Raw genomic sequence first — 20,252 nt, 5'->3', positions numbered from 1 at the left:
TGAGGAATGAGCAATGAAAATGACATTCATGCTGGCCGCATTGCCACTGCTGGTGGCGACCAGCGCCCTGGCGGATGATGCGACGGGCAACGCGGCGTTAATTAAGCGTGGCGAATATCTGGCGATCGCCGGGGACTGTACCGCCTGCCATACCGCGCCGGGCGCGGAGGCCAGCGCGAAATTTGGCGGCGGTTATCCGCTGGCGTCGCCGTTCGGGGTGATTTACGGCACCAATATTTCATCGGACAAGCAGTTTGGTATCGGCAGCTGGACCGACGACGAATTCGTGCGGGCGGTGCGGGAAGGTGTCGGTAAAGACGGACAACAGCTGTATCCGGCGATGCCTTACGACTCTTTCACCAAAATGAAACGCGACGATGTGTTAGCGATCAAAGCCTATCTGATGTCACAACCTGCGGTGCATTCAGCGGGGCCGCAGACTGACTTGTCGTTCCCGTTCAACCAGCGCTGGGGCATGCGCGTGTGGAAGATGTTTAACTTCGACAAAGGCGAGCTGAAAAACGATCCGTCAAAATCAGCCGACTGGAACCGGGGCGCTTATCTGGTGGAAGCCCTTGAACACTGCGGCACCTGCCATACGCCGCGAACCCTGACCATGGGAATGGACACCGACAAGGCGTTTTCCGGCGGAGATTTAGGGTCATGGGTCGCCTTTAACATTACGCCGGATAAAAATGCCGGGATCGGCAACTGGTCGCAACAGGAACTGGTGACCTATCTGAAAACCGGTTTTGTGGCCGGTAAAGCCTCCGCGTCAGGCGCGATGTCAGAAGCCATTGAACACAGTTTGCAGCATCTTTCTGACGCTGACCTGAATGCCATTGCGACCTATATCCGCGCCGTGCCTGCCGTCGGTGATGACAAGCAAACCAAACCGCGTGATGCGTGGGGTCAGCGTGATCAGGATGTCTATCCGTTGCGCGCCGAAGGCCAGACCATCGATCAGTCGGCGGCGGCGCTCTTTAATGCCAGTTGCGCAGCCTGTCACGGTAAAGGCGGCGAAGGCAGCGGTGAAGGTTTCCATGCTTATCCGTCGCTGTTCAGCCACACCAGCACCGGTTCGTATGACAGCCGCAATCAGGTTTCGGTGATCCTCAACGGCGTGCAACGCCATATGGAGAAAGGCGAAATCATGATGCCGTCGTTTGCCAATCAGCTGAATGACGATCAGATTGCGACGCTGAGTAATTATGTCAGCACGCAGTTCGGTAATCCGGCGGCGGCAACGGTGACCGCGAAGGACGTGGCAAAAATGCGCAAAGCAGCCGATCTGACCTATCCGCCGAAAATAGAAGAAGGCACGCAGAAATAATCTGCTTGCTGGTCAACATCAAAAGGAGCCGGATTGCGGCTCCTTTTTATAATTTGGAATAATGACGTTTGTGCCCCAGCGCCGCCAGTGTCAGTATCGAACTGCCCACCACGCGGTTTTTGCCCTGCCGTTTCGCCTCATAAAGCGAGAGATCGGCCAGTTTCAGTGACTTACGGATAATCATGCCCGGCAGATAGAGCGACACCCCCAGCGACACCGTCACTTTAAGCTCGCGTCCGTCCTCAAGCATGATCACGCAGTTTTCCACTTCCTGACGGATACGTTCGGCAATCGACAACAGCGTGTCCGGATCGTAGGCCGACGTCATGATCAGAAACTCCTCGCCGCCGTAACGCCCGGCAAAATCATCGTTGCGGGTCAGATGGCGCAGTAAACGCCCGACTTCAATTAATACGCGATCTCCGACCAGATGCCCCAGCGTGTCATTCACCCGTTTAAAGTTATCAATATCCAGCAGAATTAATCCGCAGGCTTCGCGCTGGATCTGCCGCTGCGCCAGCCAGTAATCAATACTGGCGCGATTATTAATTTGCGTCAGTTCATCAGTGGCAGCCTTCACGCGAATGGTGAAGACTTTATTCATATAGATTTCTTTATAATTTAGCGCGTGATAACACAAGATCATGCAGAACGCCGCAATCACCTGATAGAAAATAAGTTCTGTCCACGGCACTTTAATGCCATGCAATCCCGACACCAGCAGCAAGCGGAAAATACCGACCAGCACAATCGTAATGTACAATTCCCGATGTTTACGCCTGCGCCAGACCCGGAATATAAATAAGGTGCCGAGAATAATGGCGATAAACAGATTATTGAGGGTGAGCATTCCGCTGAAAAAGAACGCCGTCAGGAAACTGCACAACCCGCTCAGCCAGCCGCCAAAAAATGTCACTAAAATCATGGGCAACATTTCAAAACTGAACGACAGGTTGTCCGTCAGCACGAGCTGATTGCCGCGCAGATAAAGCGCCGTAATCCCGGCAATGACGCCAAATATCACCCGTTTCCAGTGGGAACCCTTGAAGGTAAAAGGTTCGCTGCGACTCAGTACAAAAAAACTGATTGAAAGCGTGGCATACGTAACGCAAATATCCGCATACAAACTCCACAGCGACAAGATGTCCGGCATAGATAAGTGCGTCCTCCCACGCTTTCCCCGGCTGATTTACGGGTATTAACTTAAATATAGATGATGAATGCCTTCATCGTATTCATGTGTCAAATATCTGGCGGCACATCACATTGCGAAGAATTACACTGAAAGGTGTGCCGTCCCCCTTTGTGTTAACAAGCCTTGATTTATGTCTACGCGAGGCGGGTCTGAAAGGCGTAGGCTACGTTTTTTCCGGTGAAGGAATACCGGGTTGATATCCATTCTTCTGTCAGGTGATTTATATCCTATGAATACTTCAGGAAGACGCCATATCAGGCCATTCAGCGCACTGATAGACGCCTGTTTTCGTGAAAAATATACGCTTCAACGTTTACTCAAAGATGCCATTGCGGGCGTCACCGTGGGAATTATTGCCATCCCGCTGGCGATGGCGCTGGCGATAGGCAGTGGTGTACCGCCGCAATACGGGCTGTATACGTCGGCCATTGCCGGGATTGTCATTGCGGTTTTCGGCGGATCGCGTTTCAGCGTCTCCGGTCCGACGGCGGCCTTTGTCGTCATCCTCTATCCCGTGTCACAGCAATTCGGTTTGTCCGGGTTATTGCTGGCAACCCTGATGTCAGGCGTCATGCTTCTGCTGATGGGGCTGGCGCGCTTCGGGCGGCTGATTGAATACATTCCGCTGCCGGTCACGCTCGGCTTTACTTCCGGCATTGCGATCACCATCGGGACGATGCAGTTTAAAGACTTCTTCGGTCTGACCATGGCGACGGTGCCGGAGCATTATCTGAGCAAAGTTGCCGCGCTGGTGATGGCGCTGCCGACGCTGGATACCGGCGATGCGGCCATCGGCATCGTGACGCTGGGCGTGCTGATTATCTGGCCGAAACTGGGATTACGCATCCCCGGACATCTTCCGGCGCTGCTGGCGGGCTGCGCGGTGATGGCCGTCTTCATGCAGGCCGGGCATCCGGTGGCCACCATCGGTTCGCGTTTCCACTTTCTGTTGCCCGACGGTTCACAGGGCAATGGTATTCCGCCGATTCTGCCGCAGTTCGCGCTGCCCTGGGGGCAACACGGTGAGGCGGGCCTCAGCTGGTCGCTGGTTCAGGCGTTGTTACCGGCGGCGTTTTCAATGGCCATGCTCGGCGCGATTGAATCCCTGCTGTGTGCCGTGGTGCTCGACGGCATGACCGGTAAGAAACACCATTCCGACAATGAGCTGATCGGTCAGGGTATCGGGAATATGGTCAGCCCGTTCTTTGGTGGCATTACCGCAACGGCGGCGATTGCCCGTTCCGCGGCGAACGTTCGCGCCGGTGCGACGTCACCGGTATCGGCCATTATTCACTCGCTGCTGGTGATCCTCGCCCTGCTCATTCTCGCCCCGCTGCTGTCATGGCTGCCGCTGGCGGCCATGGCGGCGCTGCTGCTGATGGTGGCATGGAACATGAGTGAAGCGCATAAAGTGGTGGATTTGCTGCGTCGTGCGCCGAAAGACGACATTCTGGTGATGCTGACCTGCATGAGCCTGACGGTGCTGTTCGACATGGTGATTGCCATCACCGCCGGTATCGTCATGGCATCGCTGCTGTTTATGCGCCGTATCGCCAAACTGACCCGTCTGACGGAAGTACTCGCCGATACCCCGGAAGATACGCTGGTATTGCGGATTAACGGCCCGCTGTTCTTTGCCGCCGCAGAACGTATTTTCAGTGAGTTACAGGTGCGCAGCGAAGGCAAGAAAGTCATTGTTCTCTTATGGGATCGCGTGGCCGTTCTGGACGCCGGTGGTGTCAGTGCCTTGCGTCATTTCATCGACACCTTGCCGAAGGATACCGAACTGCGGATGGCTGAGATCCCTTTCCAGCCGCTGAAAACGCTGGCCCGCGCCAGAATGCAGCCGGTGGAAGGCAAACTGAGTTTCCACAGTTCGTTGCACGACGCGCTGTAAAAAGCCGATCCGCTAAACGACAAAGGCGACCCGAGGGTCGCCTTTGTTTTATCTGGCTGAGACAGATTATTTGCTGGTATCGAGCGCCGGGAAGCTTTTCACCAGATCGTCGATGGCTTTCATCTGCACCAGGAACGGCTCCAGTTTATCCAGCGGCAATGCAGAAGGACCGTCGCATTTCGCGTGTTCCGGATCTTCGTGCGCTTCGATGAACAGACCTGCAATACCGACCGCCATACCTGCGCGCGCCAGTTCTGCCACCTGCGCACGACGACCGCCGGAAGCGGCACCGAACGGGTCACGGGTTTGCAGGGCGTGGGTTACGTCGAAGATCACCGGATGGCCGCCGGTAGCATTGATCATCACGTTCATGCCCAGCATGTCGACAACCAGGTTGTCATAACCGAAGTTGCTGCCGCGATCACACAGAATCACCTGATCGTTGCCGCCTTCTTTAAATTTGTCGACGATGTTACCCATCTGACCCGGGCTGACGAACTGAGGTTTTTTCACGTTGATGACCGCGCCGGTTTTCGCCATCGCTTCAACCAGATCAGTCTGGCGGGCCAGGAAGGCTGGCAACTGAATCACATCCACGACTTCGGAAACAGGCTGTGCCTGCCAGGATTCATGAACGTCAGTGATGATTTTCACGCCGAATGCTTTTTTCAGCTCCTGGAAAATCTTCATGCCTTCATCCAGACCCGGACCACGGTAAGAATGAATAGATGAGCGGTTGGCTTTATCGAAAGACGCCTTGAACACGTAAGGAATGCCCAGTTTCTGTGTCACGGTGACGTAATGTTCACACACCCGCATCGCCATATCGCGCGATTCGAGTACGTTCATCCCACCGAACAACACAAACGGCAGATCGTTGGCGACGTTGATGTCCTGAATGCTAACCACTTTATGTTTCATGCTTTGGCCTTTTTAGTGATAAATCTTTCACCCGGCAAGAGGATAACGTCTTGTTTTATCTTGTCTTGCCCGATGTGACGTAAGGTAAGTATAAATTAGTGCAAGGTGACTTGCTTGTGCTCGATCGAATGGATCTGCACTTTAATCACTTCTGAAATCGGGTCTTCCGGGCACTGTTCAACAAAATAGTTGAGATCAGAAATCGCCACATGGTCGCATTCCAGCTGGGCGTAAATCAGCCCGCGGTCGCGGATTTCATACGGATCTTCCGGATCAAACTGCAGCACCGTTTCGCTGGCACGCAGCGCCAGTTCGAACTGTTTCTCTTCCATCAGCGCGGCTTTCAGCGTATCGAGCATCTTACGCACGATCAGCGTATTTTCCGCTTCATCCAGATCATCGTCTTCGATTTCCGCCATCACGCCCAGATTGCCTTTCAGCCACACGCTGAGCATATGCTCGTTGAGCGTGTCGCCGTTAATCGGGTTGAGCAGCCACATCTCTTCATCGAGCCAGTCGGCACGCATAATGAGCTGGGTCGGAAAAATCACCGGCATCAGCGGCAAATCCAGCTCATGGGCGATATGCAGGAAAATCACGCCAAGCGACACCGGCGTGCCCTGACGGGATGACAGCACTTTGTCTATCCAGATGGCATCAGAAAGCCGGTAAACGCCGCCCGCCCCGCCAAATCCCCAGGTCCGGTAGAACAGTTCAATCAACGCTTCGAGCTGCTGATCCTGATCCAGATCTTCAGGAACGACACGGCGTGCTTCATCGACCAGCGCTTGTAACTGGTGGCGAACGTCGTCCGCATTGAAATCAAAACGCACGGATTCCGTTACTTTGATCACTCCGGTACTGAGCGGAGCGGTGTTAAATTCAAAATCAGCAAGGGTACTCATAGTTATCCCATTAGCAGCGGTATTTTCGTCAGCGCCAGTTTAAGAATCAGATACAGGCAAGCGAGCGCCAGAATAAAGGCCAGCCAGCGGGTTTTCTGACTGACGGGTCGCTTGCTCAGGGCCACAAAACCCAGCGCGATATAGATAATAACGCCAAAAATCTTTTCGGTCAGCCAGGTTCCCTGCGGGCTGAACGGATAAAAGTGTGTGATGAAGATAAGCGAAATACCGCTTAATAACAGCAACGTGTCCACGATATGTGGAACGATCTTCACCCAGCGTTTCTGCATCATAGCAGAACCCGCCCATTTCCAAAAAAATCGTAAAACAAACAAACCAATACTCAGGGTGATCGTGACCAGATGCAGATGCTTAATCCAGACATATGCCATTGTCCGTTTCCTTTGTTTTTTAGATTTTTATTCATTGAAGTGATGACTAAGGGCGTGCGGAAATCCACTGACCAAGCGTGACACGGTCATTGTCCCCGTAATCTTTCACGGTCCCGACCTGCTGATAACCGGCATCACGGAACAGCGCCTGCACATCAGATGCCTGCTGCCAGCCGTGCTCCAGCAATAACCAGCCCCCCTGCTGAAGATACGCGGGTGCCGCCTGAATGATATGAGCCAGATCAGCCAGACCGGCGTTTTCTGCTACCAGCGCGCTGGCAGGCTCAAAACGCACATCGCCTTCACTCAGATGGGGATCGGCAGCATCAATGTACGGCGGATTGCTGGCAATCAGCGCGAAACACTCGCCTTCTACCGGCGCAAACCAGCTACCCTGCAAAAACCGCGCATTGGGGATCGCCAGCTTTTGCGCATTATGTTGCGCCAGGCTGACTGCATCAGGTTGCAAATCGACGCCGGTGACCTGACAATCCGGGCGCTCACTGGCCAGCGCCAGCGCAATCGCACCGGTTCCTGTGCCGAGATCCAGCACGCTGACAGGTTCTGCAGGTAATCGCATCAGCGCCTGTTCAACCAGACACTCGGTATCAGGACGGGGGATTAATGTTGCGGGAGAAACAGATAAGGGCAGCGACCAGAACTCGCGCTCACCGGTCAGATACGCCACCGGTTCGCCCTGCTCGCGTCGCGTCAGCAGAGTGTCCAGTTGTTGAAGTTGTTCAGCGGTCAGCGGCGTTTCGCCGAATGCCATAATAAAGGTTCTTGCCCGGCCGGTGACAAAGCCGAGCAAAATTTCAGCATCCCGCTTCGGGCTTTCACCCGCAGCAAGACGACGGGTGGCATCACGCAGCCAGGACTGAAAATCCATCAGTCCTGCTCAGACAGCGCGGCGAGTTGGTCAGCCTGATATTCCTGCACGATCGGCTGGATCAGACTGTCGAGTTTGCCTTCCATCACTTCATCAAGACGGTAAATCGTCAGATTGATACGGTGGTCGGTCACACGCCCCTGCGGGAAGTTATAGGTACGGTTACGGTCGGAACGGTCACCGCTGCCGAGCAGGTTACGGCGTGTCGAAGACTCTTCCGCCTGACGTTTCGCCATTTCTGCCGCCCGGATACGCGCGCCCAGCACAGACATCGCTTTGGCTTTGTTTTTATGCTGCGAACGTTCGTCCTGACATTCCACCACAATACCGGTTGGAATGTGGGTAATACGGATAGCAGAATCGGTGGTGTTAACGTGCTGGCCGCCTGCGCCCGATGAACGGAAGGTATCAATACGCAAATCGCCCGCGTTGATTTCCGGCAGTTCGGCTTCAGGAATTTCCGGCAATACCGCCACGGTACAGGCGGACGTATGGATACGCCCCTGAGATTCAGTTTCCGGCACACGCTGAACGCGGTGACCGCCTGACTCAAATTTGAACTGACCGTAAACGCCGTCGCCGCTGATTTTGGCAATCACTTCTTTATAGCCGCCGTGTTCACCTTCGCTGGCGCTGACAATTTCCACACGCCAGCGACGCGATTCAGCGTAACGGCTGTACATACGGAATAAATCACCGGCAAAGATGGCTGCTTCATCACCGCCGGTTCCGGCGCGAATTTCAAGGAAACAACCGCGTTCATCATCAGGATCTTTTGGCAGCAGCAGAAGCTGTAATTTCTGTTCGAGTTCTTCGAGAGTGGCTTTGCAGTCTTTGATCTCGTCCTGTGCCATTTCGCGCATCTCAGGATCGTCGAGCATCATTTCGGCCGTTTCTAAATCGTCCTGCGCCTGACGCCAGGCCAGAAAACATTCGGAGACGGACGTTAACTGAGAATATTCGCGGGAAAGACTGCGGAATTTATCCTGATCAGCGATAACGCTGGCATCGCCAAGCATCGCCTGCACTTCTTCGTGGCGCTCTTGTAACGCTTCCAGTTTGGCAACAATAGAAGGCTTCATGCGTGGTGTTTAACCCTGTGAGAAAAGGAGAACTATTGCTGACCCAGCCCGAGGCTGTCGCGTAAAATTTGCAAACGCTCCACGTCACCGTCGCTGGCTGCCTGTTGCAGGGAACGGGTTGGTGCGTGAATAAGGCGGTTTGTCAATTTATGGGCTAATTCATGGATCACCGCTTCGACGTCAGCACCCTGTGCAATGGCAGCCAGAGCTTTTGCTTGTGCGTCGGCGCGAATAATATCAGCACGCGAGCGATAATCACGAATAATTTCAACGGCTCCCTGCGAACGCAGCCAGGCCATGAAGTTGGAACTCTCCTGCTCGACGATGGTTTCCGCCTGAATGGCGGCCGCTTTACGCTGAGCAAGATTGTTTTGAATGATGCTGTGCAGGTCATCGACGCTGTACAGATAGACGTTAGCCAGTTTGCCCACTTCCGGCTCGATATCACGCGGAACGGCGATATCCACCATCAGCATCGGCTGGTTACGGCGGGCTTTTAATGCGCGCTCCACCATGCCTTTACCGATGATCGGCAGCGGGCTGGCGGTGGAACTGATAATAATGTCGGCTTCTGCCAGACGGGAATCGATATCCTGCAGACTGATCACTTCCGCATTCACTTCTGTTGCCAGCGACTGCGCGCGTTCACGCGTACGGTTGGCAATCATCATGTGACGAACATTGTGCTGATGCAGATGACGCGCCACCAGTTCGATGGTTTCACCCGCACCGACCAGCAACACATTCACTTCAGAAAGGGATTCGAAAATCTGACGCGCCAGCGTACAGGCCGCAAACGCCACAGAAACAGCACTGGCACCGATATCGGTTTCCGTGCGCACGCGTTTGGCGACGGAGAAAGATTTCTGGAACAGACGCTCCAGTTCACCGGAAACGGCCTGGCCGTTTTGCGATTCGGCGAAGGCTTTTTTGACCTGACCGAGAATTTGCGGCTCGCCCAGCACCAGCGAATCCAGACCGCTGGCGACACGCATCAGATGGCTGACGGCGTCATTATCATGATGCCAGTACAGACTTTTGCGGACTTCATCTTCACTGAGATGATGATAATCGCACAACCACTTCACCAGTTGCTCTTGCAGGTTTTCCTGTTGCTCGACACTCAGATACAGTTCAGTGCGGTTGCAGGTAGACAACACGACACCGCCCTGCACCAGCGGTTGCTGGAGCAGACTGGAGAGCGCCTGATCGAGGGTCTCGGGTGAAAAAGTTACCCGTTCACGCAGAGACACCGGGGCGGTTTTGTGGTTGATACCTAATGCAAGCAGGGTCATATGGGGAGCGATTATCGACTTATACTTTATAATAGTATGGGTTTACGTCTGCTGCGCATTCTACAAGATGCGCGAGATCAATAAAAGGCGAACAGCACCTTCGGTTAAATCCTTTTACACATCAGCATTGTCCCAAAACCTTTCAATCGCCGATCATCTGCGCAGGGTTGAGATCACCCGTCGCGCTGGCTGTGCTAAACTGACGCACGCCACATTTGCCCTGGCACCTCATTTCGCCAAAGCACAAAGGATTTAATCTGTTATGCCAATGCGTAAAGCACATTTTGTTCGCCTTCTCCCTCTTGCAAGCTTAGTCCTTGCGGCTTGTTCAATAAATGCACCGAAAGGCCCGGCGACCAGCCCGACATCTCCGCAATGGCGCGAGCATGAAGCTCAGGTGAAACAACTTGAGCATTATCAGACCCGTGGTTCTTTCGCCTATCTTTCCGATAAACAGAAAGTCTATGCCCGCTTCTTCTGGCAACAGTATTCTCCGGACAGCTACCGTTTATTGCTGACCAATCCGCTGGGCAGCACCGAAATGGAGCTGAAAGTGCAAAGCGGCATTGCGCAGCTGACCAATAATCAAGGCAAGCATTACACCAGTGATAATCCGGATGACATGATCCAGAAACTGACCGGTATGTCGATCCCGCTGGCTAACCTGCGTTTATGGATGCTCGGCCTGCCGGGTGATGGCACTGATTTCACCCTCGACAGCCAGTATCGTCTGTCTCAGGTGAATTTCACGCAGAATGGCAAACCGGGTACGGTGGTGTATCAGAGCTATGATGCCGATGCTAAACCTTCCCTCCCGCAACGTCTGGAAATGACCCAGGGCGAACAGCGCATCAAACTGAAAATGGATAACTGGACGTTAAACTGAGATGACACAGCAATTGTGGCCTTCTCCGGCTAAACTCAATTTGTTCCTTTATATCACCGGCCAGCGCCCGAATGGCTACCATGATTTACAGACACTGTTTCAGTTTGTCGATTACGGCGACAGCCTGAGTTTTCACCTCCGCGCGGACGGCAATATCGTGCTGACCACGCCGGTTGAAGGCGTGGCAAACGAAGATAATCTGGTGGTTCGCGCCGCCCGCCTGCTGCAAAAGCATGCGGGGATCACTCTGGGCGCTGACATTTCCCTGCAAAAACATATTCCGATGGGTGGCGGTCTGGGTGGCGGTTCGTCGAACGCAGCGACCGTGCTGGTGGCGCTGAATACGTTGTGGGCCTGTGGTTTATCCGATAGCGAACTGGTCAGGCTTGGTGTCACGCTCGGCGCGGATGTGCCGGTGTTTGTGATGGGGCATGCTGCCTTTGCTGAAGGCATTGGTGAGATTTTGCAACCGGTTGAACCGCAGGAAAAATGGTATCTGGTCGCCCACCCCGGCGTGAGTATTCCGACCCCGGTTATTTTTGGCGATCCTGAACTGACCAGAAATACAGCAAAACGCCCTGTTAATGTGCTTTTGAACACGCCTTACGCAAATGATTGCGAACCGATTGCGAGAAAACGTTTTTACGAGGTTGAACAGCTTCTTTCTTGGCTGTTAGAATACGCGCCGTCGCGACTGACCGGAACCGGTGCTTGTGTGTTTGCAGAATTCGACACCGAGTCTGCCGCCCGTCAGGTTTTGGACAAAATGCCATCGTGGAGTCGGGGTTTTGTTGCGCAAGGTGTTAATATTTCGCCGTTGCATCGTTTTCGTGACGTCTGGTTGAGAACTGCGGGCAAAGCGTAGAGAGTCACAGTGGTTTTGTGTCTGTTCTTTGCCAGCCAATTATTCAACAGATTTAAGTAGTAAGATTTAGAAGTATCGTGAGCATAATGCTTTGGTACCGCTCACCGCCCGGTGGTGCCAAAAGCCAATGTCTTCCCTGGACGCAAGCCTGAGGTTCTTCTCGTGCCTGATATGAAGCTTTTTGCTGGTAACGCCACCCCGGAACTAGCACAACGTATTGCCAACCGTTTATACACCAGCCTTGGTGACGCCGCCGTCAGTCGTTTCAGCGACGGTGAAGTAAGCGTGCAAATTAACGAAAATGTACGTGGCGGAGATATTTTCATTATCCAGTCCACCTGCGCGCCTACTAACGATAACCTGATGGAACTGGTCGTGATGGTTGATGCCTTACGCCGCGCCTCCGCTGGTCGTATCACAGCCGTTATTCCTTACTTTGGCTATGCACGTCAGGATCGCCGGGTGCGTTCTGCCCGTGTGCCCATCACCGCGAAAGTGGTTGCTGACTTCCTGTCCAGCGTGGGCGTTGACCGTGTTCTGACTGTCGACCTGCACGCAGAACAAATTCAGGGCTTCTTCGATGTACCTGTAGACAACGTTTTCGGCAGCCCTATTCTGCTCGAAGACATGCTGCAACAGAATCTGGAAAACCCGATTGTCGTTTCTCCGGACATCGGCGGTGTTGTCCGCGCCCGTGCCGTAGCAAAACTGCTGAACGACACGGATATGGCCATCATTGATAAACGTCGTCCACGCGCAAACGTTTCTCAGGTGATGCACATCATCGGTGATGTTGCGGGTCGTGACTGCGTGCTGGTTGATGACATGATCGATACCGGCGGCACCCTGTGTAAAGCTGCCGAAGCACTGAAAGAACGCGGTGCTAAACGCGTATTCGCTTATGCCACTCACCCGATCTTCTCCGGCAACGCGGTGGAAAACATCAAAAACTCCGTCATCGACGAAGTGATTGTCTGTGACACCATTCCGCTGTCTGCGGAAATCCGTGCGCTGAAAAAAGTCCGTACCCTGACCCTGTCAGGCATGCTGGCTGAGGCTATCCGCCGTATCAGCAACGAAGAATCCATTTCTGCCATGTTCGAGCATTGATCATCCTGCCCCTGTTTTCAGGGGCGTTTGTCGTGCCGGAACCAGAAATGCAAAAAACCGTTATCGTGTAAGCGACAACGGTTTTTTTTATGGTCAGGCTTTACTGCAGGCCAGTCACACTCAGGAATGGCGGTGTGACTTGCTGTTTGTGCAGCGGGAGTCGAAGTGACGCACCCACCAGTAACGATCTGCGACGCGTTCACGTCCGCCAATCCTCGCCCCTGCCAGCCACAAAATTGCGCCGACGAAGATGCTGGCGATGGCGCCATGCGCAAGGAACTGCGGCAGGCCAAGCTCAGGTAACTGATTTAATATGGAATAGCCAACACCAACGACCATTGTGAGCAAACCGAGTCCCATCAGGCCGTTGCCTAATACTGTTGCGGTTTTACGTTTCATCTGTCACCTCCAGTTGTCGATAGTCTTAGCATCATTGCTGTCTTGTCTTTTCCTGCCTTAACTATAGACGTCCCATCCGGTTCACTTTGCGGTCACGATCACAGACGGAGAACATTGAATGACAAATCTTTACGTTTTCCAGTCATATACGTTCGAAGGGTAAATAGTTAGCACTATAAACTATTCAAAAACCTGCCTATCTGCGGCGAATTAACGCGTCGGATGTTTGGCACAGCCAAAAGTGACAGGTAAACTAGCCCGCTACACCTCACCCGCTAAAGAAGTGAACATCGTGAGCAGCATTAAATTGATCGTTGGACTGGCCAATCCCGGCGCCGAGTACGCCCAGACCCGCCATAACGCCGGTGCCTGGTACGTCGACCTCCTCGCCCGCCAGCACAACCAGCAACTGAAAGAAGAAAGTAAGTTTTTTGGCTATACCGCCCGCCTGTCGCTGGCCGGTCAGGACGTGCGTCTGCTGGTGCCGACCACCTTTATGAACCTCAGCGGCAAAGCAGTACTGGCAATGGCGCAGTTCTACCGCATTGAGCCGGATGAAATTCTGGTCGCCCATGACGAGCTGGATATCCCGCCGGGCATGGCGAAAATTAAACTCGGTGGCGGTAACGGCGGCCATAACGGTCTGAAAGATATTCAGAGCAAATTCGGTAATAACCCGAACTTTTACCGTCTGCGCATTGGCATCGGCCATCCGGGTGATAAAAGCAAAGTGGTGGGATTTGTGCTGGGCAAGCCGCCAGCCAATGAACAGAAGCTGATTGACGATGCGATTGATGAGTCACTGCGCTGTACTGAACTGCTGATGAAGGAAGGCCTGGAAAAAACCATGCGCCGCCTGCATACGTTTAAAGCTGAGCTTTAATACTTTCCCGACACCTCGTTTTTTCAAGGGCGCAATATTTTGCGCCCTTTTGCTTTCTTAAAGCGGCTCGTCGAAACGCAGTAAACGTCCGGCGTTACCCAGCACCAGCAAGGTGCTGAGATTGTGCAGCAACGCGGCAATCAGTACGCCGCCCGCGCCAAGCCATCCCAGCGCGGCCGCCGCCATGACGATCAGCGTCCAGCCCAGCCCTATCAGCACATTCACTTTCAGTACGTGACGGCATGCCCGGCTCAGGCGGACACAGGTGCCCAGACGACGTAAATCGCTGCCGATCAGCACCACGTCGGCGGAGGCCAGTGCAATATCACTGCCGCCCGCGCCCATTGCAATCCCCACGACACCCGCTTTTAACGCCAGTGAATCATTAATGCCGTCACCGACCACCATCGGCCGGAAGCCCTGTGCGATTTGTGCAGAAACATGTTGCAGTTTATCTTCCGGCAACGCCTGCGCCACCACCTCATCGATACCCACTTCACCGGCAATACGATGGGCCACACTGGCGCGGTCGCCGGTTAACAGAAGCTGTCGTTGCAGCCCCAGCTGGCGCAGTTCAGCCAGCGCGGTCTGCGCCTCAGGCCGTAATGAATCCGCCAGCAACAGCCAGCCGATGAAACGCCCGTTCAGCGCCAGACCGACCAGCGGACCGTCATGTTCAGGTTCGTCCGTCACCGCGATACGGTTCTGGCTGAAAAAAGCAGGACGGCCCAGCAGCGCCTCGCCCTGTTCGGTTTGCGCCCGCACGCCCATGCCCTGCTGTTCTGACACGGCGTCGAGCGGCAAATAGTGGTCACGCGGCAGTAACTTCGCCAGCGCCCGGCTGACCGGATGACTGCTCGCAGCCCCCAGACTGGCCGCCAGCCGCAGCGCGGCTTCAGTGGATTGATTGTCCGCCAGCACGGTTCGTTGCAGATGCAGTTCGCCGTGGGTCAGCGTGCCGGTTTTATCCACCACAATGGCATTCAGCTCCGCCAGTTCCTCCAGAAATGCCGAACTGCGGATCAGAATACCGTGACGCGCGGCCACGGCGATCCCGGCGATGGCTGTGACGGGCGCGGAAAGCACCAGTGCGCACGGACAGGCGGCGACCAGCACTGCCAGCATGGCGTGAGCATCGCGGGTAACAAACCAGGTTGCCGCCGCAATCAGCAGGATCAGCACCAGATATTGTCCGGCATAACGTTCGAGCAGACGGGTGATCGGCGGCTTGGCGCGTTCTGCTTCCTGCATCAGCGCAATCACTTTTCCCAGCGTGGCTTGCGCACCGGTGCGTGTGATTTCGATCGTCAGCAGTCCGTCCAGATTAATGGCCCCGCCGAAAACGTCATCTCCCGCCCGGGCTTCCTGTGGCACAGATTCCCCGGTGATCGGCGCGGTATCCAGACTGGCGCTGCCGGATAAAACACGTCCATCGGCGGGCAGCCGGTCACCGGCACGCACTTCAACATGGTCGCCGGGTTGCAACAGGTGGTTATCGATCTCTTCAATCTTACCGTCAGGTAATATCCGGCGGGCGCGGCTGCGGGTCAGCTGGCTGAGGGCATCAATGGCTTCCTGTGAGCCGATCACACTGCGCTCCTCCAGAATATGACCAAAAATCATGATCCCCGGCAGCAAGGCGGCGGTCATCAGATCGCCGGTGGCCCACGCCCCGAGCATGGCTAACGCAATCAGCTGATCGGTCACGCCATGCAGGCTGGGATTGCGCAAACTGTAAATTGCAGAGCGCAGAACCGGCACCGCCACCAGCAGCGACGCGACGCCAAACAGAATCTGTCCGACATCGCTTTGCTGCGGGAATACCCCCTGCCAGATCCAGCCACACAGCAACAGACCCATTGCCGCCATCGCCAGAAGCAATTGCGCCGCCATGTTCCGCTGTTCATGGCGCGTTAACAGTGCCCCTTTCGATGGCGAAATTGGCGGTTCTTCAGAAGAAACAGACGTCACAGTAGTAATACCTCAGGGTTGAGAGGAAGGACGATCTGGCCCCGGCAGGATCAGATGTGCGTCGTCGTGGGGATCAACGGCCGTAACGCCGCCAGCATGGGCGAGAATGGCAGGCATCCGTTCGCGCCATAAACGCCAGAGTAATTCCGGGGAATGATCATCGGCCAGTTGCACGATGGTTGCGGTCTCCGTGGAAGCCCGTGCAATTTGTTCGCTGGCTTTGGCATGAGAAACCTGCAAAGCGCGGTCGGCCGACTGAACCGCATCCTGATGAACGCGGGCAGCCTCGTTACCGGCGCTGGCAATGTTTTGCTCCGCCTGCTGGCTGGCCGTCAGTACCGCGTTAAATGCATCAACCGCAGACGGTGGCAGAGATGACTGCACGTCCACGCGCCGCACCTCGATACCGGCGCTGCTGCCTGCCGCGCTGAGGGCCGCCAGTTGCTGATTAATGCCCTGACGTAAATCGCCGCGCAGCCGTTCACGACGTTCGGCAATATGATTGCCGTTACCCACCATTTCCGGACGCGCCACCAGAATGGTATCCAGATCGCGTGAGGCACAAATCGCCACCGCCGCATGCTCGGTTAAGCGATCCAGCGCCGGTAACACATGCTCCCCCTGCAACACAAACGCCACCGGATCGGTGATGACGTAATACACCTGCACATCCAGCTGAACCACACCGGCATCGCCGGTCAGCAGATAGCCCGCACCGGCGACCGCGTCACTTTTCTCGCCGCCGGTATTGGTCCATGCCGGGACAGTTTCCGCTCTCAGCAAAGCGGTAACATGATGTTCAATCACCCTGTCAGCGGCGGGTAAAATGTCCACCTGCTCCAGCGGTTCCGGCCACGCCAGAAGCAGCCCGGCTCCCGCCGTGCGGGAAACCGCCCCGAAGCGCATCACCACCGCACGCTTATCCGGCTCTATCTGCCGGACATTGGAAAACAGCCAGCTGGCGGCGGCAATCAGCGTCAGGACAAACAGCGCCAGATACGCCATCCGCCCCGCCTGAAACCAGGCATTTCCCTGAAAGCGGGATAACGGATTCATGGCCGCAATCCGCTGGTAGCAGCCGGTAATGTGGGCGGGCCTTCAACCAGTTGCCGGAACGGTGCCGCATCGGTGCGCAGCACCAGTTGTGTGCCCGGTGTCATCACATTGCTGAGCGTGTCGAGCGAGCGCAGCAGGTCGTATAATTCAGGGTTACCGGCACGGGCTTTGGCGTATATCGCCGCGCTCTGCACCTGCGCCTGCGCTTCAATATTGGCCGCGTTAACGGACGCATCGGCCTTCATCACGCGGGCGTCGCGTTCAGCAGAAGAACGGATTTCCGCCGCCTGTCGCTTGCCCTCGGCAGAACGCTCGGTGGCGATGGTTTCCCGTTCTGCACGCATGCGATCCACGGTTGCATCGAGCGTGACTGAAGGTAACGTCAGCCGTTCAACGCCCACCTGCACCAGTTCGATGCCATAGCTGTCGAGCAACTGACGGGCAATCTGGTCATGCAAATGCTGTTCAAAACCGGAGAGACGAATTTTGCTGGCGTCGGTGTTGACCAGATCCGCCAGCGCAAAACCGCTGGTGGTGGTTTCCAGCGCCGAACCGATAAACGTCCGGATCTGCGCCGCCGCCATATCCGGCTGATTCTGTACCGCACGGATAAACCGCTGCACATGCAGGGGATCGTTTTTCACCTGCCAGACGGTATACGCCTGCACAATGATGCGCAGGCCATCGCGCGTGCCCACATCCTGCAAACCGCTCGACGTGGTGCGGATACGCAAATCCACCGGGATAGCGGTCTCCAGCGGCACCGGCAGATGCCACGCCAGTCCCGGATTGAGCAGAACGCGCACCGGATCACCGAAACGGGTGATGACCATCGCTTCGCCGGAACGCACCTGCACCAGACAGGCCGTGGCGGCAATCAGCGCAACCAGCACCACGGCAACCGTGACCCGTCGCCAGAGTTTGGGCGCAGCAGGGCCGGAATGATGATGGTGATGGTGATGTCCGCCACCGTGATGATGCCCGCCGTGGGCGTCGTGATCGTGTTGATGGCTGTCAGGTTGTTGAGAATCACTCACCGGGTAGTCTCCGCTTTAACAGGATGCGCCGCTTTATCCGCGCCGGGCGTAAATGGCAGGGTAAAATTTCTCAGATCCAGCACCGGCGGCGTTTCGCCCCCGATACGGTGATCGACAATCAGAACCTTCGGATGCTGTTGCATTGCCAGAATCAGCTGGCTGAAATAACGCTCGGTCAGGAAGGACTGTCCACCGGTCTGCCACGCCTGATTTTCTGCGTCAGACCGCAGCGCCATGACCTGCGCCTGATCGCGGCTTTCATGACTTTGTGCCGTGGCCGTATCGAGCGCCAGACGGGCAAATTGCTGTGCGGCATTCAGCTGCTGTGCGGCCTGCCCTTTCTCACCGGCAATCGCGCTTTGCGCCAGAATTTGTGCTGCCTGCACGCTGTGATAAGCATCAGCCGCGCCCGCAGGCGGATGGATAGATTCAATCACGGTCGCCAGCAGTTCCACACCGCTGTTGAGGTGATCAAGCTGCGCCTGCACGTTGCGGCCAATCTCTGCGGCGAGACGTGTCTGTTCACTGCCCAGCAGGCTGTCGAGGGTGCGTGAGGAAAAATCATGCACCAGCACCTGATTGGCGATACTGCGGATCAGCACCGGCATATTTTCGGTGTGATAGAGGCTTGCCATCGCCGCGTTATCGTTCATGGCGACGCGGTACACAAAGCGCACGTCCATATCCATGATTTGAAAACTCTGACGGTCATTGCTGGCACTGGCGATGATTTGTGATTTGTCGCTGCTGTGATTCGAATCCCACAACCGGTTCGCGCTTTCCGGTGCCGGACCTTCGGCAGTATCGGCCACCTCAGCTGGCGCGGGGGGCATCGGTTCTTCTGATCCGGTGGTGAGTTCGTGCACTTCGCCGTTATCGACCATCAGCGTGCGGCCAAAAGGCCAGGGTAAACCGATATGTAAACCGGGCTGCCTGACCGCCACCGGTTTACCGAAGGATTCATAAATCCCCCGTTGCGTCAGCGGCACCTCACTGATGCCCGTCAGCAGCCAGCCGGTCAGCAGCAAGATGGCGCCCAGCGGCAGCAGCGCCCGGCGTATAAACTGGAACGCCCAGATCTGGCGAAGATCGATGCCAAAATGCTGATGCAGTTCGTTTTGAACAAATTGTAACGGGCGCGGCGGCCAGCAAATCTGCGCGGCCAGCAGGCTTGCGGCAATAAACTTCGGCTCTTTATCCTCGCGCGGCGGCGAAAACACTGCCATCAGCGCACGCAGGAAAAGCTCCAGCGCCACCAGTGCTGGTAATCCGCCGGTCAGCACCAGCAGATGCGCAGGCCACACGCGGTCACCACGGGCAAACATCAGGGCCAGCGCCGTCAGCAAAAAGACGCCAATCATCATACGCATCAGCGGTGCCAGCTTTGCCGCTTCCGGCCATTCCAGCGGATTTTTTAACGTCCAGTGACGCTCCAGAACCAGGACGGCAAAGGCGCAGAGAATGAATACCGAACCGGCAATCAGCCCCGCATTACCCGTTTCATTTGCCGGTAACGGCAGTTGCCACAACAACGTAATAAGCAGTAATGCGGCTAACGCAGGAAGTGCCTGGAAGAACACGTGCGCGTCGACATACCGCAAAACCGGACGCATCCACGGGCGGGCAATCAGACGTTGGAAAAATCCGGAAGGCGCGTCCGGCGTGGCGGTGGCCACCGCAGGGGCAAACTGTTGCGCCCGCCAGCGGGAGATGCGCCGGGCGCATTGCAGGGAGGCCGCACAAACCCACATCGCCGCCATGATATTGCCGGTCACCCACGGCCAGACCGATTGCGGGGAGATCAGATACAACATCAGCAAGATCAGATACAGCACGCTGCTGATCACCATGATCCCGTTGATCAGCCCGTTCAGCCAGCGCGTGTGACCGGCGGCTGACTGAAAGCGCAGCGGCTTACTGACGTCATCACATCCGGATACCTTATTTATGCTCATAACCGTTCCGGCAAATAGAGAAAAAAATAACCCGCGATGCAGGCTTCAGGCCTGTAAGTGCGAAGTTGACCGGGCGTAACGGTATAACATTACAGAATTTTCAGCGATATGAATTTAGCGGCTTTTTTGCCACGAATTGTAAACGTTTATCAGCGGAGGAAATGACGGGGGCGCATAATGA

The 20,252-nt window shown here is 55.5% G+C and carries 18 protein-coding genes; 6 read left to right on the top strand and 12 right to left on the bottom strand.

Annotated elements, in window-relative coordinates; genetic code table 11:
* Window positions 1-13: 13 nt before the first annotated feature.
* Window positions 14-1,333: a cytochrome c gene (locus tag EDF78_RS20165; RefSeq protein ID WP_119826010.1), complete on the top strand. Its 1,320-nt coding sequence runs from the start codon at window positions 14-16 to the stop codon at window positions 1,331-1,333.
* A gap of 46 nt (window positions 1,334-1,379) precedes the next feature.
* On the opposite strand, the gene EDF78_RS20160 is transcribed toward EDF78_RS20165, so the two are convergent.
* The gene (locus EDF78_RS20160) at window positions 1,380-2,486 is read right to left on the bottom strand and encodes a GGDEF domain-containing protein (RefSeq protein WP_095921998.1); all 1,107 of its coding nucleotides are present in this window, start codon (window positions 2,484-2,486) and stop codon (window positions 1,380-1,382) included.
* A 271-nt stretch (window positions 2,487-2,757) separates the two neighbouring features.
* Between EDF78_RS20160 and dauA the strand changes: the two genes are divergently transcribed.
* Complete coding sequence (dauA, locus tag EDF78_RS20155) at window positions 2,758-4,425, top strand: C4-dicarboxylic acid transporter DauA (RefSeq protein WP_095921997.1); 1,668 nt, start codon at window positions 2,758-2,760, stop codon at window positions 4,423-4,425.
* Between the two features lie 66 nt (window positions 4,426-4,491).
* Here the strand turns inward: dauA and kdsA are convergent, their stop codons facing one another.
* The 6 genes from kdsA to hemA form a co-directional block, all read right to left on the bottom strand.
* Window positions 4,492-5,346, bottom strand: a complete 855-nt coding sequence (gene kdsA, locus EDF78_RS20150) for a 3-deoxy-8-phosphooctulonate synthase (protein ID WP_095921996.1) — start codon at window positions 5,344-5,346, stop codon at window positions 4,492-4,494.
* Between the two features lie 95 nt (window positions 5,347-5,441).
* A complete protein-coding gene (gene sirB1, locus EDF78_RS20145) occupies window positions 5,442-6,251 on the bottom strand; it encodes an invasion regulator SirB1 (protein WP_095921995.1) in 810 nt (269 codons plus the stop codon).
* Window positions 6,252-6,253: 2 nt separating this feature from the next.
* Complete coding sequence (locus tag EDF78_RS20140; protein WP_095921994.1) at window positions 6,254-6,643, bottom strand: SirB2 family protein; 390 nt, start codon at window positions 6,641-6,643, stop codon at window positions 6,254-6,256.
* A gap of 46 nt (window positions 6,644-6,689) precedes the next feature.
* Window positions 6,690-7,532, bottom strand: a complete 843-nt coding sequence (gene prmC / locus EDF78_RS20135) for a peptide chain release factor N(5)-glutamine methyltransferase (RefSeq protein WP_133823784.1) — start codon at window positions 7,530-7,532, stop codon at window positions 6,690-6,692.
* Window positions 7,532-8,614 carry a peptide chain release factor 1 gene (gene prfA, locus EDF78_RS20130; protein ID WP_095921992.1) on the bottom strand — a complete coding sequence of 361 codons (1,083 nt, stop codon included), beginning with the start codon at window positions 8,612-8,614 and terminating at the stop codon, window positions 7,532-7,534. The genes prmC and prfA overlap by 1 nt, the downstream gene beginning before the upstream one ends.
* Before the next feature lie 32 nt (window positions 8,615-8,646).
* Window positions 8,647-9,909, bottom strand: a complete 1,263-nt coding sequence (gene hemA, locus EDF78_RS20125; RefSeq protein WP_095921991.1) for a glutamyl-tRNA reductase — start codon at window positions 9,907-9,909, stop codon at window positions 8,647-8,649.
* A 262-nt stretch (window positions 9,910-10,171) separates the two neighbouring features.
* Between hemA and lolB the strand changes: the two genes are divergently transcribed.
* The 3 genes from lolB to prs all read left to right on the top strand — a co-directional run bounded on the left by lolB (window position 10,172) and on the right by prs (window position 12,770).
* Window positions 10,172-10,795, top strand: coding sequence for a lipoprotein insertase outer membrane protein LolB (lolB, locus tag EDF78_RS20120; protein ID WP_095921988.1), 624 nt, complete (start codon window positions 10,172-10,174; stop codon window positions 10,793-10,795).
* A gap of 1 nt (window position 10,796) precedes the next feature.
* Entirely contained in the window at window positions 10,797-11,660 is an 864-nt protein-coding gene (ispE, locus tag EDF78_RS20115) for a 4-(cytidine 5'-diphospho)-2-C-methyl-D-erythritol kinase (RefSeq protein ID WP_133823783.1), read from the top strand.
* 162 nt (window positions 11,661-11,822) lie between these two features.
* Window positions 11,823-12,770 (top strand): ribose-phosphate diphosphokinase, encoded by a 948-nt coding sequence (gene prs, locus EDF78_RS20110; protein ID WP_013575591.1) that lies wholly within the window; start codon window positions 11,823-11,825, stop codon window positions 12,768-12,770.
* A 120-nt stretch (window positions 12,771-12,890) separates the two neighbouring features.
* On the opposite strand, the gene ychH is transcribed toward prs, so the two are convergent.
* Complete coding sequence (gene ychH, locus EDF78_RS20105) at window positions 12,891-13,169, bottom strand: stress-induced protein YchH (RefSeq protein ID WP_095921986.1); 279 nt, start codon at window positions 13,167-13,169, stop codon at window positions 12,891-12,893.
* A 292-nt stretch (window positions 13,170-13,461) separates the two neighbouring features.
* On the opposite strand from ychH, the gene pth reads away from it, so the two are divergent.
* Window positions 13,462-14,052 carry an aminoacyl-tRNA hydrolase gene (gene pth, locus EDF78_RS20100; RefSeq protein WP_165497936.1) on the top strand — a complete coding sequence of 197 codons (591 nt, stop codon included), beginning with the start codon at window positions 13,462-13,464 and terminating at the stop codon, window positions 14,050-14,052.
* 57 nt (window positions 14,053-14,109) lie between these two features.
* Here the strand turns inward: pth and EDF78_RS20095 are convergent, their stop codons facing one another.
* From EDF78_RS20095 to EDF78_RS20080, 4 genes are read right to left on the bottom strand one after another with little or no spacing between them, the layout of a single operon-like run.
* Entirely contained in the window at window positions 14,110-16,023 is a 1,914-nt protein-coding gene (locus EDF78_RS20095) for a heavy metal translocating P-type ATPase (protein WP_133823782.1), read from the bottom strand.
* Between the two features lie 12 nt (window positions 16,024-16,035).
* The gene (locus EDF78_RS20090) at window positions 16,036-17,079 is read right to left on the bottom strand and encodes a protease modulator HflK (RefSeq protein ID WP_013575595.1); all 1,044 of its coding nucleotides are present in this window, start codon (window positions 17,077-17,079) and stop codon (window positions 16,036-16,038) included.
* Window positions 17,076-18,116, bottom strand: coding sequence for a protease modulator HflC (locus EDF78_RS20085; RefSeq protein ID WP_131692768.1), 1,041 nt, complete (start codon window positions 18,114-18,116; stop codon window positions 17,076-17,078). Before EDF78_RS20085 ends, EDF78_RS20090 begins: the two co-directional genes overlap by 4 nt.
* Window positions 18,113-20,071 (bottom strand): SPFH domain-containing protein, encoded by a 1,959-nt coding sequence (locus EDF78_RS20080; protein WP_133823781.1) that lies wholly within the window; start codon window positions 20,069-20,071, stop codon window positions 18,113-18,115. The genes EDF78_RS20085 and EDF78_RS20080 overlap by 4 nt, the downstream gene beginning before the upstream one ends.
* Window positions 20,072-20,252 lie beyond the last annotated feature (181 nt).

Source organism: Rahnella sp. BIGb0236, from assembly GCF_004364755.1.
In the GTDB taxonomy this organism is placed as follows: Bacteria; Pseudomonadota; Gammaproteobacteria; order Enterobacterales; family Enterobacteriaceae; genus Rahnella; species Rahnella victoriana.
This window is presented reverse-complemented; position numbering and strand designations above follow the sequence as displayed.